The organism is Streptomyces sp. SID13031 (assembly GCF_010548305.1).
Classification (GTDB): domain Bacteria; phylum Actinomycetota; class Actinomycetes; order Propionibacteriales; family Kribbellaceae; genus Kribbella.
This window is the reverse complement of the sequence record NZ_JAAGLV010000008.1, coordinates 206677-221802: the sequence shown is the minus strand read 5'-3', so window position 1 is coordinate 221802 and position 15126 is coordinate 206677. Positions and strand designations below refer to the sequence as shown.

Below are 15126 nucleotides of genomic sequence, written 5' to 3'. Positions count from 1 at the left end.
TGGCCGACCAGTGGGTAGGTTCCTGGAGGCTTCGTGGAGTGATTCGGATGCGGTCGGTTTGAACACGGAGTACGGTGGAAATCACCGAAAGTAGGGGAACCGCCACTCCCTGTCGCCGGAGGGGTGGGACTCGCACCGCCAAATGCTGCAAGGAGTCCCGATGGTCGACTACCTCCCACGCTCTGCGTGGGGTGCCCGCCCGCCCAGCTCCGGGCCCGGCCAACTCCTCGCCTCGCGGGTACGGGGCGTTGCGATCCACTGGCCCGGCACCGGAACCACCAGCCCTATCCACAGCAAGGCCTCGGTCGCGGCGGCGTTACGCGGCTGGCAGGCGTTCCACATGGACGATCGCGGCTGGTCCGACATCGCGTACCAGGTCGCCGTCGACCAGTCCGGCCGGGCCTGGGCGCTGCGCGGCCTGCGCGTCCAGTCCGGCGCCAACGGTGACGTGGCCGTCAACCAGCAGTACGGCGCGATCCTGCTGGTGCTCGTCACCGGCGAGCAGCCGACGAGTGCGATGAAGGCGACCGTGCGCGCCGTCGTCGCCGACTTCCGCCGCCTGTTCTCGCGCGGTACGGCGATCGTGCCGCACTCCGCGATCCGGCCCGACCCGACCGACTGCCCAGGACCGGCCGCCCGCGCCGCGATCTCCCGCGGGGACTTCACCCCGAAAAGCTCACCGGAGGATGACATGACTCCCGCCCAGATGACGGAACTGAAGAACTTCATCGAGGCCCGCACCCAGGCGTACGCGCTCTGGGTGCACAAGGCGCTGTCCCGCCAAGTGGACGCCACGGTGAAGGCGTACGCCCTCGACTTGAAGGCGTACGACCGCCAGACCAACGCAGCCGACGCAGCCCGCGCCGCTGCCGCCGTCTGGGCCACCCAGCCCAAGCCCACCGACGACCCCACAGATCCGACCGACCCGACGGATCCCACCGACCCGGAAGATCCCTCGGACCCGACGGATCCCACCGATCCCCCGCTCGAGCCCTTCCCGCCGCTCCCACCAGAGGAAGCCCCCAAGCCGTAGAGCTGATTAGGCACGATGCGGCGCCTCCGGCCACCGGCCGGGGGCAGCGGGCGCGGGCGGCGAGCGGGCGGAGTACCGGAAGCGGTTCCGAAACTCGGGGTTACTTAGACTCACTCTTGAATTAAGTAGGGAAGTTGGCTTTCCTTAGGGCAGCGCGGCTTGAATGCGCATTCCCGCCCCCGAAAATTTCACAGGAGAGTCAATGACTCCAGGAGACGCCCCACTCCGCCCAACGCGAACTCGCCGGTTCGTGGCGATCGCCGCGGCCCTGGTGGCCACGGTAGTCGCGACAGGTCTGACCGTTGCCTCGTCCCCCGATGCCAGTGCGGCGATCTCGCCGACCGGCTGGAACACCGTGGTCAGCAAGAACAGCAGCAAGTGTGTCGATGCCCGCGCCGCCGCGAGCGCGAACGGCACCGCCGTCCAGCAGCAGGCCTGCAACAGCGGCAACGCCCAGCAGTGGCAGTTCCAGCCGACCACCAACGGCTACGTCCGGGTCAACGCCCTCAACAACGCGGCCCAGGCGCTCGACGTCACCAACGTCTCCACCGCCGACAGCGCGCTGATCCAGCTGTGGTCCTACAGCAACGGGCTCAACCAGCAGTGGCAGCCCGTCGAGGAGGCCGACGGCGCCTACCACCTGGTCAACCGCAACAGCGGCAAGTGCCTCGACGTACCGGGTGCCTCGACCGCTGACGGCGTCCAGCTGCAGCAGTACACCTGCAACGGGACCGCTGCCCAATCGTTCAGGATCAACCCAGTGGACGGCACTCCCCCGACCGACCCGCCCGCGGGCCAGCCCGACCTCGGCCCGAACGTGTCGGTCTTCGACCCGTCGATGGCGCAGAGCACGATCCAGAACAAGCTCAACTCGGTCTTCAGCCAGCAGGAGACCAACCAGTACGGCGAACAGCGGTACGCGCTGCTGTTCAAGCCGGGCACCTACAACGTCAACGCCAACGTCGGCTTCTTCACCCAGGTCGCGGGGCTCGGCCTGACGCCGGGCAGCGTGACGATCAACGGCTCCGTGCACGTCGAGGCCGACTGGTTCCCGCCGCAGAACGCGACCCACAACTTCTGGCGTGGCGCCGAAGGCCTGACCGTCAACCCGACGGGCGGGCTGGACCGCTGGGCCGTCAGCCAGGCATCGGCGTACCGGCGGATGCACCTCAAGGGCAACCTCGCCCTGGACGACGGCGGCTGGGCCAGCGGCGGCTTCATGGCCGACACGCTCGTCGACGGCCAGGTCCGGTCGGGTAGCCAGCAGCAGTGGTTCTCCCGCAACACGAACTGGGGCAGCTGGACCGGCCAGAACTGGAACCACGTCTTCGTCGGCAGCCAGAACGCGCCGGCCGGCGGCTTCCCGGACCCGGGCTACACGAAGGTCGCGCAGACCCCGATCATCCGGGAGAAGCCCTACCTGTACATCGATGCCGCGGGCAACTACAAGGTCTTCGTCCCGGCGCTCAAGGCGAACTCGGCCGGCCCCAGCTGGGTCAGCGGCAACCCGGCCGGTGAGTCGCTGCCGATCGACCAGTTCTACATCGCCAAGCCGGGCGTGACAGCGGCGACGCTCAACGCGCAGCTTGCCGCCGGCAAGAACCTGCTGTTCACGCCGGGCGTCTTCAAGCTCAGCGACTCGCTCCGGATCACCCGGGCGAACACGGTCGTCCTGGGCCTCGGACTGGCGACCCTGATGCCGACCAACGGCACCACGTCGATCTCCGTCTCCGACGTCGACGGCGTCAAGCTCGCCGGTCTGCTGATCGATGCGGCACCGACCAACTCGGCGCTGCTGATGGAGATCGGCCCGTCCGGCTCGTCGGCGAACCACGCGGCGAACCCGACCTCGCTGCACGACATCTACTACCGGATCGGTGGTTCGGCCATCGGCAAGGCGACCGAGACGCTGCGGATCAACAGCAACAACGTGATCATCGACCACGCCTGGCTGTGGCGCGGTGACCACCGCGACGGGGTCGGCTGGAACGTGAACACGGCAGCGACCGGGCTCGTTGTCAACGGCAACGACGTGACGGCGTACGGGCTGTTCGTCGAGCACTATCAGAAGTACCAGACGATCTGGAACGGCAACGGCGGGCGGACGTACTTCTACCAGAACGAGATGCCGTACGACCCGCCGAACCAGGCCGCCTGGATGAACGGCTCGACCCGCGGCTACGCGGCCTACAAGGTCGCCGACTCCGTCACCACTCATGAGGCGTGGGGGCTGGGCAGCTACTGCGTCTTCACCTCGGACGCGAGCATCGTGGCCGAGCGGGCGTTCGAAGTACCGAACAAACCGGGTGTGAAGTTCCACAACATGATCACCGTGTCACTCGGCGGTCGCGGAACGATCAACCGCGTCATCAACAACGTCGGTGGCACCGCCAACTCGGCCAACAACGAAGGCACCTGGAACGAGTACCCGTAGGGATCACCTGATCAGGGGCCTGGCCGAGACCTGCCCTTCCGCCAGGCCCCTTCCACTCAACGCCCTGCAGCCGTCAGGGGCGGCAGGGCGTTGAGTGTCGGTCCCAGGTGCTTGGGTTATCGGGTGGAGTTCACAGAGCTGTCAGAACGACTGGAGAAGTTGTCGGCCCGCTACGGGGAACACCTCGGCATCGAGCGGGACGGCGATTGGTTTCTGCTGAAGCTGCAGGAAGAGGTCGGCGAGCTGACCCAGGCCTACCTGCAGGTGACCGGCCGCGCCCGCACCAAGGGCAAGACCCCCGAGGAGATCCGCGACGCCTTCCAGCTCGAGTTCGCCGACGTCTGCTGCCAACTCCTCCTGCTGGCCCGCCACTTCGACGTCGACGTACCGCACGAGATCGAGCGCAAGTGGCTGTCCCACGAGTAGCGGGTCAGCCGCGGCGGGGGGAGGCGTTTCTGATCAGCATCGAGGTGGTGGCTGTTTGGCTGACGAAGATGACGATCCAGCCGGTCCAGGCGAGCCAGGAGGGCATGTCGAGCGGGATGTAGTACTTGAGCAGGAAGCCCGCGAAGGCGTAACCGAAGGGCCAGAGCAGCGTGCCGAACAGCTTCTCGTTGCGCGTCCAGCGGTCGGAGGCCCAGAGCAGGACGACCCCGATCACCCAACCGAACAGGAACACGAAGCCGCCGACCGTGAGCAGCATCAAGGCTGCCACTTCCCGCCTGCGGAACCGCGGACCCAGGTCGACGAGCACCAGGCCGTCGGTCGCCGCCGCCACGATCTCGTCCGGCGAGCCGAGCCGGGTCAGCATCTCGCGGATCTCGCTCTCGCTCGCGGCACCCTCGGCCCGCGCCTCCGCGATGTGCGCGGTGACCTCGGCGACCAGTTCGGTACGCCGGGACTCCGGCAGCGGCTCGGCCTCCTTGGCCAGCCGGCGCTGGTAGTCCTCGACCAAGCGGTCCGCGTCGTTCTGCACGTTCATCCCTGTCTCCCTCGCCCCAGCACGGTGTCGACCGAGTTGCGGAACCTCTCCCAGTCCGCGACGAACGCAGCCAGCGCCTGCCGCCCCTGGTCGGTGGTCTGGTAGTACCGCCGCGGCGGCCCCGAACCGGACTCGCGCCACGTCGTGTCCACCAGCCCCTCCCGCCGCAACCGCGCCAGCAGGGGGTAGATGGTCCCTTCCGAGGTCACCAGCCCGTCGACCTCGCCGAGCTCCTTGACCAGCTCGAAGCCGTAGCGCTCCTCCCCCTGCAGCAACGCGAGCACGCAGAACTCGAGCGTCCCGCGCCGCAGCTGGGTGAAGACCTTCTCCGCTACCATGCGACACAAGGTACCTGTGTACACCAGTAACCGCAAAGCGCGGCCGGCGCTCAGTTCTGTTTCGGGGGGACGGCGAAGAGGATCATCAAGATGATCGCCGGGATGATGACGATCCAGGTGCTGCTCAGCCCCAGGAGTACCGGTGCGAGGCAGATCAGCAGCAGGTCGAAGCCGCGCATCGGCGTCGTGAAAAGGCCCGGCGGGATGGCCCCCATCGGCGAGGCGACCAGTGGTCCGCTGTACGACGGCGGACGGGCCGACGCCTGGCGGACGGCGCCCGTAAGCATCCCGGCCGCGACCGCGAATGCCACCGAAGGACTCCCCAGGGCCGGCTCAGCCAGAGCAGCCCAGACGACGGCGAAGAAGCCCGGTACGACCCCCATGATCACCCGCAACTCGCGGAGGTCCATGCCGAGTGCTCGCACGAGTCCAGGGGACCGGCAGACCGAACGCAGTCCGTCCATCAAGGGGCGTACGGCGCCGAACCCGGCCAGCCCGGCGGCAATGGGCACCAGTACGTCGTACCCGGTACCAGCGACGGCGTACGGGACGACCAGCAGCGCAAAGGCGATCACCACCCGCCGCGGCCACCGCAGTATCCGGAGGAACTCCCGGTGGATCATGGCGACCGCCTCGGAGCCACGGCCGCGCCGCGACTTGAACCGGCCCTGCAGCCGCCAGTGGCGCCCAGAAACGACGTCAGCAAGAAGGCTGACATCCAACGTGATTGCAGCACCGGAGAGCCCAGCCAGCAGGTCTCCCCCGGCAATCACTGTCTGCCGGCTGAGCTTATTCAGCGTCCGGGCTGTGACGACGACCAGGACCACGGCGACCAACAGCCCAGCCAGGCCGAGAATCAGCAGCCGGACCTGCTCCGGAGAGAACAGCGGCTGATCGCCGCCGTCGTCTGCCAGCGCGGACAGCCCCAGGGTTACAGGACCTTCAGCCGTGGGGTGCTGCCGCAGCGCCAGGAGCAATGCGGGGACGGCTGCAACGATCAGGAGCCCGTCGGCGATCCAGATTGCCCAGCGGGACCGCTTGGCTGTCTGCTGCGCCCACACCGTCGCGCAGGCCGTGAAGAGCAGCAGCACTGTCGTCAGTAGAGCCGCCTCGCCCACAGTCGACCAGGAAGCGCCGAACAGCGCCCATCCGATCACCGCCGCCGCAGCACCCACGACAGCGGCCACAATCACCACCAGCCGGTACGACGGACGCAGCAGCGACGCGCGATCGACAGGGGTCGCCAGTAGCCAGAACCCGGTGGCTCGGGATGCCGACACCGGCCCGATGCTCAGCAGCACTCGCAGCATGGTCGAGACAAGTAGCGGCACCAGGATGTAGGGCACCGTGTCGAGCAGCCAGGAGCACGACCCCGACGTACAGGCCGCTGACTTGTCGTTGAGATTCAGCAGTACGTTGCCGCCGGTCGCGCCGAGCATGGCCACAGCGAAGACGATCACGTAGATGTCCTCGAGCTGCTGCCAGACCGTACGGTCCGCCTTGCCCCGGCGGACCTTCCGCATCCACCGGCGCAACGACCGCGACGACGGGATCGCCCCGAAGTCGAGCGGGTCGAAGACGACCGGGCCGTCCGCGGCGTCCGCCGTGCTCATGCGAGCGGGGTGAGCGTGACGGTCTCGTCGGCGACGGCGTCCACCAGCGCCGCGTCGTGACTCGCGAACAGGATCGATGTCCCGGTCTTCTTCTCCGCGATCAGCATCTCCGCCAGCCAGGCGACACCCGCTGAGTCGAGCCGGGCCTCGGGCTCGTCGAGCACCAGCAGCTTGCGCGGCCGGACCAGCGCCGTCGCCAGCGCGAGCCGGCGCCGCTGACCCGACGACAACGAGCCGGGAAGTTGTTCCGCGGCACCGAGCATCCCGACGTCGTGGAGAACGGTGTCGACCAGGTCCTCGGGCTCCGCGTTGCCGTGCGCCCGGGCCAGCAGGTCCAGGTGCTCGGCGACGGTCAGGTCGGGGAAGAAGTCGAGGTCGTCGAGCAGCGAGGCGACGTGGCGACGGACCAGCTCGGCGCGTTCGTCGATGGGTACGCCGTCCAGCAGGATCTCACCCGCGGCGGGCTCGGCGGAGCCCACGATGCACTTCAGTACGGTCGTCTTGCCTGCGCCGTTCGGGCCGACCAGGGCGATCGCCCGGCCGGCCCGCAGGGTGAAGGTGAGGTCCTCGATCACCGGGCGCTCGGCGTACAGGTGCCGCAGGCCCTTCACGGCCAGCCGAGGGGCGGCCTTCGTCACCGCTTCCGGACCAGGGTGAGGCCGTCGCCGATCCCGAGGATGACCACGTCGACCCGCTCGTCCGCGGCGAGGTGCGCGTTGAACTCCTTGCGGTCGACCGGGTCCTCGTCGTGCTCGCCCACCACCCGGCCACCGGCCAGCGTGTTGTCGAACAGCAGCAGCCCGTTGGACCTGACGCGAGGAACGAGCTGCTCGAAGTAGTCGATGTAGCCCGGCTTCTCGGCGTCCACGAAGGCCAGGTCGAACTCGCCCTCGAGCTTGGCGGCCGACTCGTGCGCATCGCCGATCCGCAGGTCGATCTTGTCCGCCACCCCGGCCCGCTCCCAGTACCGGCGGCCGATCGAGGTCCATTCGTCGCTCACGTCGAGGCAGATCAGCTCGCCGTCGGCCGGCAGCCCGCGGGAGATCGCCAGCGCGGAGAAACCGGTGAAGGTGCCGATCTCGACCGCGCGGCGGGCGCCCACCAGCCGGGTCAGCGTGGTCAGCAGGGCCGCCTGGTCGGCGGTGGTGAGCATCTCCGAGACACCGCCCAGCGCGTGCGTCTCGGCGACCAGATCGCTCGCGACCTCGTCCAGCGGCATCCCGTGCGCGACCATGTACTCGTGCAGTTCGTCGGTGACCAGAACCTGACTACCCATCGAAACCCGCCATCCTGAACATCCCAAAGTGTCAATGCTTTCTCACCTGTAGTCTCTACGGGTTGTCCAGCCGCCCGACACCCACCCCTCCGAGGAGACCTCCGTATGCGCATCGCCGTCGCCGGATCGATCGCGACCGATATCCTGATGACGTTCCCCGGACGTTTCAAGGACCAGTTCCTCGAAGAGCAGATGCACAAGGTGTCGCTGTCGTTCCTGGTCGACGAACTGGTGGTCCACCGCGGCGGCGTCGGCGCCAACATCTGCTACGGAATGGCCCAGCTCGGCCAGTCCTCGCTGCTCGTCGGCTCGGTCGGCGCGGACTTCACGGAGTACGGCGAAGCGCTGGCCGCGGCCGGCGTCGACATCTCCCACGTGCGCATCTGCCAGAACGTGCACACCGCCCGCTTCACCTGTACTACGGACCTCGACGCCAACCAGATCGCCTCCTTCTACACGGGCGCGATGGCGGAGTCCCGGGAGATCGACCTGAGCGCGATCCACGCCTCGACGGGTGGCATCGACCTGGTGCTGGTCGGCGCCGACGACCCGGACGGCATGCTGCGGCACACCGCGCTGGCCAAGGCGAACGGGATCGACGTGGCCGCCGACCCGTCGCAGCAGCTGGCCCGGATGGACGGCGAGCAGATCCGCGAACTGATCGACGGCGCGACGTACCTGTTCAGCAATGAGTACGAGTCCGGCCTGATGGTCCAGAAGACCGGCTGGAGCCACGACGAGATCCTGTCCCGGGTGGGAGTCCGCGTCACCACCCACGGCGGCGACGGCGTCGTGATCGAGAACTCCGGCGGCATCCTGGCCAAGATCCCGGCCGTCCCCACGCCTGGCCTGGTTGACCCGACCGGCGGCGGCGACGCCTTCCGCGCCGGCTACCTGACCGGCCGCGCGGCCGGCCTCGACCACGAAGCCGCCGCGCAGATCGGCTGCACCCTGGCCACGACGGTCCTGGAGACCGTCGGCACCCAGGAGTACAGCCTCGACCGCCCGGCCTTCCTCGCCCGGCTGGCCTCGGCATACGGCGCCGACGCCTCCGACACCGCGGCCACCACCCTCAAGCTCAGCTAGTCCGGCAGCTCCTTGCGTAAGGCTCATCGCGCGCTAATGTGAACTAGACGTTCAGTTCACTTAGGAGATGGATCATGACCGAAGCAGTCGCAGCGGCGTCCGGTGAGTTCACGATCGGCGGCGACCTGACCGTTCGCCGGCTCGGATACGGCACCATGCAGCTTCCCGGCCCCGGGGTCTGGGGCGAGTCGCGCGATCCCGACGAGGCCGTGCGGGTGCTGCGCCGCGCCCTCGAGCTCGGCGTCAACTTCATCGACACCGCCGACGCGTACGGGCCGTTCACCGCGGACCTGCTGCTCAAGAAGGCACTGCACCCGTACGCCGACGACCTGGTGATCGCCACCAAGGCCGGCTTCACCCGCCAGGGCCCCGGCGCCTGGGCACCCGTCGGCCGGCCGGCGTACCTGCGCCAGGCCGTCGAGCTCAGCCTGCGGCACCTCGGTCTCGAGCGGATCGACCTGCTCCAGCTGCACCGGATCGACCCCGAGGTCCCCGTCGCCGACCAGGTCGGTGAGCTTGCGAACCTGCAGACCGAGGGCAAGATCCGGCACATCGGCCTGTCTCAGGTGAGCGTCGACGAGCTCGAGGAAGCGGCCAGGACCGCGACGATCGTCTCGGTGCAGAACCTGTACAACCTCAGCCAGCGCGACGACGAGCCGTTGCTGGAGTACGCCGAGAAGAACAACCTCGCCTTCATCCCGTGGTTCCCGCTCGCGACGGGTGAGCTCGCCAGGCCGGGCGGCCCGCTCGACGCGATCGCCAAGCAGCACGAGGCGAGCCCGTCGCAGCTGGCGCTGGCCTGGCTGCTCAAGCGCTCCCCCGTCGTCCTGCCGATCCCCGGCACCTCGTCGGTCGCGCACCTCGAGGACAACGTCGCCGCGGCCAAACTCGAGCTGACCGACGAGGAGTTCGCCCAGCTGACGGCAGCGATCTGATGAGCGTCTGGTTCATCACCGGCGCGTCGCGCGGGTTCGGCGCCGAGCTGGTCCGGGAGGCTGTTGCGCGGGGCAACCAAGTGGTTGCCACCGCGCGCAGACCCGAAGACATCCCTGAACAGCAAGGGGTTCTCCGGCTCGCCCTCGATGTGACCGACGAGGCCGCGCGCGCGGTCTTCGACACCAACGTGTTCGGCGTCCTCAACGTGCAACGCGCAGTACTGCCGGTACTACGCCGGCAGCGCTCCGGACACCTGTTGCAGCTCAGCTCGATCGGCGGCTTCACCGGTACGCCGGGCTGGGGCGTCTACGCGGCGACCAAGTTCGCCGTCGAGGGCTTCTCCGAGGCCCTGTACGCCGAATTGAAGCCGCTCGGCGTCAACGTCACAATCGTGGAGCCCGGCTTCTTCCGGACGGACTTCCTGGACGGATCGAGCCTGCACCGGGCAGACGACGAGCTTGCCGACTACGCCGAGACGGCCGGCGTCATGCGTTCCGTCGCGACCAAGGTGAACCACGGCCAACCGGGTGACCCGGTGAAGGCCGCGGCCGCGATCGTCGACCTGACCGAGGTCGCCGATCCACCCCAGCGCATCCAGCTGGGCACCGACGCGGTCGAGCGAGTCGAGGCCAAGCTCGACCTGGTCCGCTCGGAGCTCGACAAATGGCGGAAGCTTTCTCTAGGTACGGATCACGATGATGCTTGAGCAGTCGTCGCATCCGCGCAGCCTGCGGGCCAAGGACTCGGTGCTCACGGCAACGACCGAGCTCCTCGCCGAGGGTGGGCTGCCGGCTGCGACGGTCGACGCGGTCAGCGCCCGCTCCGGGGTGAGCAAGGCGACGATCTACAAGCACTGGCCGTGCCGGACGGCGATCGCGGCCGAGGCGTTCGGAAAGCAGATGGCGGCGGCGATTCCCCAGCCGGACAAGGGAAACGCGCACGATGATCTGGCCGAGCAGGTGCGCCGGGTCAGCGAGTTCTACGCGGGTCCGGAGGGGCTGGTCTTCGCCCAGCTGCTCGCCGCTTCCGTCACCGATCCGGCGGCCTCGCCGTACTTTCGGAAGTACTTCCTGGATCTGCGGCGAGCGGCGGTGGCCGAGCTCTGGCAACGGGCGCTCGACCGCGGTGAGGTCAAGCCGCAGATCAGCGCGGAGACCGCGACCGACATCCTTTTCGGCCCGCTGATCTTCCGCCTGATGACCGGCCACGCGCCGCTCACCGCGGAGGAGGCCGACAAGATCTCGGCGGCCTGCCTCCACGGGTTGCTCAAGGACTGAGGCTAGAGCCGCGGGTCGACCGGCTCGGACTCCAGCGCCAGGACGGCGAAGACGCATTCGTGGATCCGCCAGAGCGGCTCACCCCGGGCCGCTCGCTCCAGCGCCTCCAGACCGACGGCGTACTCGCGCAGCGCCAGCGACCGCTTGTGTCCGAGCTTGCGGTCGCGCAGCCGGGTGAAGTTCTCCGGCTCGGTGTAGTCGGGGCCGTAGATGATCCGCAGGTACTCCTGCCCACGGACCTTCAGCCCCGGCTGCGCCAGACCCTTCGCTACCCGGACGAGGTTGGCCGCGGGCTTCACCACCATGCCCTCGCCACCGGCCGCGGTCAGCTCCTCCCACCACGCGATCCCGGCGTCCCACGACTCCAGGTCGACGTAAAGCCGTCGGGTCTGCGTGATCAATGAGGGGCCTGCGGCAACCATCCGGTCCGCCAGCGCGAGATGCCAGGCGTGCGGCTTCTCCTGGTACGTCGCCCCCTCCGAAGCCAGCAGCTGGAACGGGGCCAGCCGCACCCCATCCAGCCCCTCGGTCGGCCAGCAGTACCGGCGATAGGCCTCGCTGAAGCGGTCGGCGTTCGCAGTACGGCGCTGGGTGCGGGCGAGCATCTCCCCCACGTCGAGCCCTGCTGCGGCGGCGGATTCCAGGGCAGCCGTTGCGGCGGGCAAGGAAGATCGCGCGGCCGCGCCGACAGCGGCGTACTGATTGCGCAGCAGGGCTCCGGCCTTCGCGCTCCACGGCAGCAGCTCGGCGTCGAGCAGCAACCACGAGGTATCCAGCTCCTCGAACAGGCCGGCCTCCTCAGCGACGGCACGTAGCCCGAGCAGCAGGTCGTCCGTCAGAGCTGCGTCGAAGAACGACCGCCCGGTCCGCGTGTACACGGCACCTCGTCCTGCCAGCCCGAAGCGCTTCTCCGCGACATCATCGTCCCGAGTCAGCAGTACTACCGCCCGCGAGCCCATGTGCTTCTCCTCGCACACCAGCTCGGTGACGCCCTGCGCCTTGTACGCCTCGAACGCCTGCGCCGGATGCTCCAGCAGCCCCGGCACCGGCGAGGTCGCGACCGGGCTCATCGTCGGCGGCAGGTAGAGCAGGAACCGCGGGTCGATCGCGAACCGGCTCATCACCTCGAGCGCGGCACCGGCCTGCTCGGCTCGAACGCTGATCCGGCCGTGCGTACCGGTCTCGATCACCCGCCGGCCGACCACATCGGTGATGTCGAGAACATCGGGCTCGCGCTCCGGAGCAGCCGGTACGTGCAACGGCTTCGCGGGTTTGTAGTACTGCTCGGCGGCGTCGACCTGGACGAGCTCGCGCTCGGGGTAGCGCAGGGCGGTCAGCGAGCCGCCGAACACGCACCCGGTGTCGAGGCAGATCGTGTTGTTGATCCACTCCGGCTCCGGCGTCGGCGTGTGGCCGTAGACGACCATCGCGCGACCGCGGTACTCGTTCGCCCACGGGTAGCGGATCGGCAGTCCGAACTCGTCCGTCTCGCCGGTGGTTTCGCCGTACAGGCAGAAGGAGCGGACGCGACCTGAGGTTCTCCCGTGCATCCGCTCGACCAGGCCGGCGTGCGAGACGACGAGCTTGCCTTCGTCGAAGACATAGTGCGAGATGAGTCCGTCGATGAAGGCGGCGACCTCGGCGCAGAACTCCTCCGGCTCGGCGGCGAGCTGCTCCAGGGACTCGGCCAGACCGTGGTTGATCCGCACCTTCTTGCCGCGCATCGAGCGCAGCAGCTTGTCCTCGTGGTTGCCGGTCACGCAGTACGCGTGGCCGGCGGCGACCATGCCCATCGCCAGCCGCAGTACGCCGGGGGTGTCCGGGCCGCGGTCGACCAGGTCGCCGACGAAGATCACGCGACGGGTCGGGTGTTCCGCGTCGATCGCGCGATTCTGGTCGTCGCGGGTGATCGTGTAGTCGAGCGTGCTGAGCAGCTGCTCCAGCTCGGCGCGGCAACCGTGGATGTCACCGATGATGTCGAACGGGCCGGTCTGGTCGGTGAGGTCGTTGAAGAGTCGCGTGCGCTCGATGCTGACGGCATCGATCTCCTCGACCGAGGTGAGCAAGTGGACGGTCCGGAAACCCTCGCGTTTAAGGCTTTTCAGGCCGCGTCGCAGCTGCGAGCGCTGCCGCTCGACGACCTGTTTGCCGAACTGCCGGTCGGGACGCTGCTCGTTGCGCGCGACGCAGACCTGCTCGGGCGGATCGAGGACGATTGCCACCGGCAACACGTCGTGCTCGCGGGCGAGCGCGACCAGCTCCTTGCGTGCCTCCGGCTGGACGTTGGTCGCGTCGATCACGGTCAGCCGGCCGGCGGCGAGCCGCTTGGCCGCGATGAAGTGCAGGACCGCGAACGCGTCCTTGGTGGCAGCCTGGTCGTTCTCGTCGTCCGAGACGAGGCCGCGGCAGACGTCGCTGGAGATCACCTCGGTACCGAGGAAGTGCTTGCGGGCGAAGGTCGACTTGCCCGACCCGCTCGCGCCGACCAGTACTACGAGGCTCAGCGCCGGTACACCGATGGTCGCCATCAGACGGCCTCCTTCCGACGGAACACGGCGAGCTGGGTCGGCGGCCCGACCTCGCTGTCGTCGGGGCCTACCGGGCGGAGCTCGACGGCGTACCCGTACAGCCGGCAAACCCGGTCAGCCCAGTCGCGGAACTCGGCCCGGGTCCACTCGAACCGGTGATCGGGATGCCGGAACGCACCGGCGGCCAGCTTCTCGAACCGCACGTTGTACTCCGAATTGGGCGTTGTCACCACGACGGCCCCGGGTCGCGCTGACCCGAAGACCGCCTGCGCCAACGCCGGCAGCCGAGGCGGATCCACATGCTCGACCACCTCCATCAGCACGGCCGCATCCAGGCCGGCCAGTCGCGCGTCGGCGTACGTCACCGACGACTGAAACAACCGAAGCCGCTCCCGCTGCCGATCAGACATCTCCGCCACATGCAGCCGCTTCTCAGCAAACCCCAGTGCCCGAGAAGACACATCCGTCGCAATCACCTGGTCATACCGCCCATCCTTGAGCAGCTCAGCAACAAGCACTCCTTCACCACACCCAAGATCCCCAACGCGCTGCCCACCGATCTCCCGCAGCACCTCCAGCACTTTCTCTCGACGCTGCGCAGCGAGAGAAAGTGGCGGTTGGGAAGGCGCTTCCGCCTCCCCCGCCGACCCGGCGGAGTCGGGGAGGTTGTCGCCGTGCTCGGTGAGCGGGTCGTCCTGGAGGAGGTTGCCGTCTGCTTCGGTCATGCGTTCCAGGGCTGAGTCGGTGTAGGTGCGGCGGTGGGCGAGGTAGCGGCGGGCGATCAGCTCTTTCTCGGGGTGGGTGCTGAGCCAGCCGTCGCCGGCTCGGAGGAGTTTGTCGATCTCGTCGGGGCCGACCCAGTAGTGCTTGGCGTCGTCGAGGACGGGCAGCAGGACGTACAGGTGGTTGAGGGCGTCGGCGAGGCGGAGGGTTCCCGTCAGGTGCAGGTCGACGTAGCGGGAGTCACCCCAGGACGGGATCTCGGGGTCGAGCGGGATCGGGCGGGCGTCGACCCTCCAGCCGAGAGGCGCGAAGAAGCGCTCGGCGAGGGGACTGCCGCCTCGGCACGGGAGGGCTGGGATGTGGATCTCCAGCGGGATCGGCTGGGCCGCGAGGTCGGGGCGGGCGTCGCAGCGACCGTTCATCGCCGTGCGGAAGAGTTTGCCGAGCGCGACCGCCAGCAGGCTCGAGGCGGCGTACGGGCGGTCGTTGACGTACTGCCCGAGCGTGAACCCCTCGGCAGCGCGCCCCTTCCCGGAACGCACCAGCGCGATCGGGTCGACCTCCAGCAGCACCGCCGCTGTACAGCGTTCCGCCGTCGCCTCCGGGTAGAGCACATGCGCGATCCCGCCGGCGACCTCCAAGGACTGAGGTCGTGCCGGATTCTTGTGCAACAGGAATCCGAGGTCGGTCGCGGGGACTGCCGCAATGTCAGAACGGGTGGCGATGGTCAGGAACACTTCCGTATTCGATCACGCAGTGCGGCCGAACGGCTCATCATTTGTCCACCGAACGGATCGAAGACTGAGACACGCCCACGAACCACTGGCGTGTCCGGCCGGTTGGTTCTACCTTGTTTTGCAGTGAACGTGTCGCTACAGACCGTCCTTCCCCGCTGACAGT

The 15126-nt window shown here is 68.5% G+C and carries 14 protein-coding genes; 7 read left to right on the top strand and 7 right to left on the bottom strand.

Annotated features, from left to right (window positions below; genetic code table 11):
* Positions 1 to 160 precede the first annotated feature (160 nt).
* The 3 genes from G3I17_RS18090 (at position 161) to G3I17_RS18080 (ending at position 3893) form a co-directional block, all read left to right on the top strand.
* On the top strand, positions 161 to 1033 hold the full coding sequence (locus G3I17_RS18090) for a peptidoglycan recognition family protein (protein WP_164597358.1): 873 nt from the start codon (positions 161 to 163) through the stop codon (positions 1031 to 1033).
* Positions 1034 to 1235: 202 nt separating this feature from the next.
* Positions 1236 to 3467, top strand: coding sequence for an RICIN domain-containing protein (locus tag G3I17_RS18085; protein WP_164597678.1), 2232 nt, complete (start codon positions 1236 to 1238; stop codon positions 3465 to 3467).
* 123 nt (positions 3468 to 3590) lie between these two features.
* Positions 3591 to 3893, top strand: a complete 303-nt coding sequence (locus G3I17_RS18080) for a pyrophosphatase (protein ID WP_164597676.1) — start codon at positions 3591 to 3593, stop codon at positions 3891 to 3893.
* Positions 3894 to 3897: 4 nt separating this feature from the next.
* On the opposite strand, the gene G3I17_RS18075 is transcribed toward G3I17_RS18080, so the two are convergent.
* From G3I17_RS18075 to G3I17_RS18055, 5 genes are read right to left on the bottom strand one after another with little or no spacing between them, the layout of a single operon-like run.
* The gene (locus G3I17_RS18075) at positions 3898 to 4449 is read right to left on the bottom strand and encodes a hypothetical protein (protein ID WP_164597674.1); all 552 of its coding nucleotides are present in this window, start codon (positions 4447 to 4449) and stop codon (positions 3898 to 3900) included.
* Positions 4446 to 4787, bottom strand: coding sequence for a PadR family transcriptional regulator (locus G3I17_RS18070; protein WP_164597672.1), 342 nt, complete (start codon positions 4785 to 4787; stop codon positions 4446 to 4448). Before G3I17_RS18070 ends, G3I17_RS18075 begins: the two co-directional genes overlap by 4 nt.
* A gap of 50 nt (positions 4788 to 4837) precedes the next feature.
* Positions 4838 to 6400: a DUF6297 family protein gene (locus tag G3I17_RS18065; protein WP_164597670.1), complete on the bottom strand. Its 1563-nt coding sequence runs from the start codon at positions 6398 to 6400 to the stop codon at positions 4838 to 4840.
* Positions 6397 to 7038 carry an ABC transporter ATP-binding protein gene (locus G3I17_RS18060; RefSeq protein WP_164597667.1) on the bottom strand — a complete coding sequence of 214 codons (642 nt, stop codon included), beginning with the start codon at positions 7036 to 7038 and terminating at the stop codon, positions 6397 to 6399. Before G3I17_RS18060 ends, G3I17_RS18065 begins: the two co-directional genes overlap by 4 nt.
* Entirely contained in the window at positions 7035 to 7676 is a 642-nt protein-coding gene (locus G3I17_RS18055) for a class I SAM-dependent methyltransferase (RefSeq protein WP_164597665.1), read from the bottom strand. The genes G3I17_RS18060 and G3I17_RS18055 overlap by 4 nt, the downstream gene beginning before the upstream one ends.
* Before the next feature lie 105 nt (positions 7677 to 7781).
* On the opposite strand from G3I17_RS18055, the gene G3I17_RS18050 reads away from it, so the two are divergent.
* From G3I17_RS18050 to G3I17_RS18035, 4 genes are all read left to right on the top strand, one after another.
* Positions 7782 to 8762, top strand: coding sequence for a carbohydrate kinase family protein (locus G3I17_RS18050; protein ID WP_164597663.1), 981 nt, complete (start codon positions 7782 to 7784; stop codon positions 8760 to 8762).
* Positions 8763 to 8836: 74 nt separating this feature from the next.
* Positions 8837 to 9697, top strand: coding sequence for an aldo/keto reductase (locus G3I17_RS18045; protein ID WP_164597662.1), 861 nt, complete (start codon positions 8837 to 8839; stop codon positions 9695 to 9697).
* Positions 9697 to 10404 carry an SDR family NAD(P)-dependent oxidoreductase gene (locus G3I17_RS18040; RefSeq protein WP_164597660.1) on the top strand — a complete coding sequence of 236 codons (708 nt, stop codon included), beginning with the start codon at positions 9697 to 9699 and terminating at the stop codon, positions 10402 to 10404. The genes G3I17_RS18045 and G3I17_RS18040 overlap by 1 nt, the downstream gene beginning before the upstream one ends.
* Positions 10394 to 10975: a TetR/AcrR family transcriptional regulator gene (locus tag G3I17_RS18035; protein WP_203590382.1), complete on the top strand. Its 582-nt coding sequence runs from the start codon at positions 10394 to 10396 to the stop codon at positions 10973 to 10975. The genes G3I17_RS18040 and G3I17_RS18035 overlap by 11 nt, the downstream gene beginning before the upstream one ends.
* A gap of 2 nt (positions 10976 to 10977) precedes the next feature.
* On the opposite strand, the gene G3I17_RS18030 is transcribed toward G3I17_RS18035, so the two are convergent.
* Positions 10978 to 13503 carry a polynucleotide kinase-phosphatase gene (locus G3I17_RS18030; RefSeq protein WP_164597657.1) on the bottom strand — a complete coding sequence of 842 codons (2526 nt, stop codon included), beginning with the start codon at positions 13501 to 13503 and terminating at the stop codon, positions 10978 to 10980.
* The gene (locus tag G3I17_RS18025) at positions 13503 to 14963 is read right to left on the bottom strand and encodes a 3' terminal RNA ribose 2'-O-methyltransferase Hen1 (RefSeq protein WP_164597655.1); all 1461 of its coding nucleotides are present in this window, start codon (positions 14961 to 14963) and stop codon (positions 13503 to 13505) included. The genes G3I17_RS18030 and G3I17_RS18025 overlap by 1 nt, the downstream gene beginning before the upstream one ends.
* Positions 14964 to 15126: the final 163 nt, after the last annotated feature.

Coding starts and splice junctions, on each gene's coding strand:
- G3I17_RS18065 (WP_164597670.1), bottom strand. CDS start 6,400: ATGAGCACGGCGGACGCCGCGGACGGCCCGGTCGTCTTCGACCCGCTC.
- G3I17_RS18075 (WP_164597674.1), bottom strand. CDS start 4,449: ATGAACGTGCAGAACGACGCGGACCGCTTGGTCGAGGACTACCAGCGC.
- G3I17_RS18040 (WP_164597660.1), top strand. CDS start 9,697: ATGAGCGTCTGGTTCATCACCGGCGCGTCGCGCGGGTTCGGCGCCGAG.
- G3I17_RS18030 (WP_164597657.1), bottom strand. CDS start 13,503: ATGGCGACCATCGGTGTACCGGCGCTGAGCCTCGTAGTACTGGTCGGC.
- G3I17_RS18070 (WP_164597672.1), bottom strand. CDS start 4,787: ATGGTAGCGGAGAAGGTCTTCACCCAGCTGCGGCGCGGGACGCTCGAG.
- G3I17_RS18085 (WP_164597678.1), top strand. CDS start 1,236: ATGACTCCAGGAGACGCCCCACTCCGCCCAACGCGAACTCGCCGGTTC.
- G3I17_RS18090 (WP_164597358.1), top strand. CDS start 161: ATGGTCGACTACCTCCCACGCTCTGCGTGGGGTGCCCGCCCGCCCAGC.
- G3I17_RS18055 (WP_164597665.1), bottom strand. CDS start 7,676: ATGGGTAGTCAGGTTCTGGTCACCGACGAACTGCACGAGTACATGGTC.
- G3I17_RS18045 (WP_164597662.1), top strand. CDS start 8,837: ATGACCGAAGCAGTCGCAGCGGCGTCCGGTGAGTTCACGATCGGCGGC.
- G3I17_RS18035 (WP_203590382.1), top strand. CDS start 10,394: ATGATGCTTGAGCAGTCGTCGCATCCGCGCAGCCTGCGGGCCAAGGAC.
- G3I17_RS18050 (WP_164597663.1), top strand. CDS start 7,782: ATGCGCATCGCCGTCGCCGGATCGATCGCGACCGATATCCTGATGACG.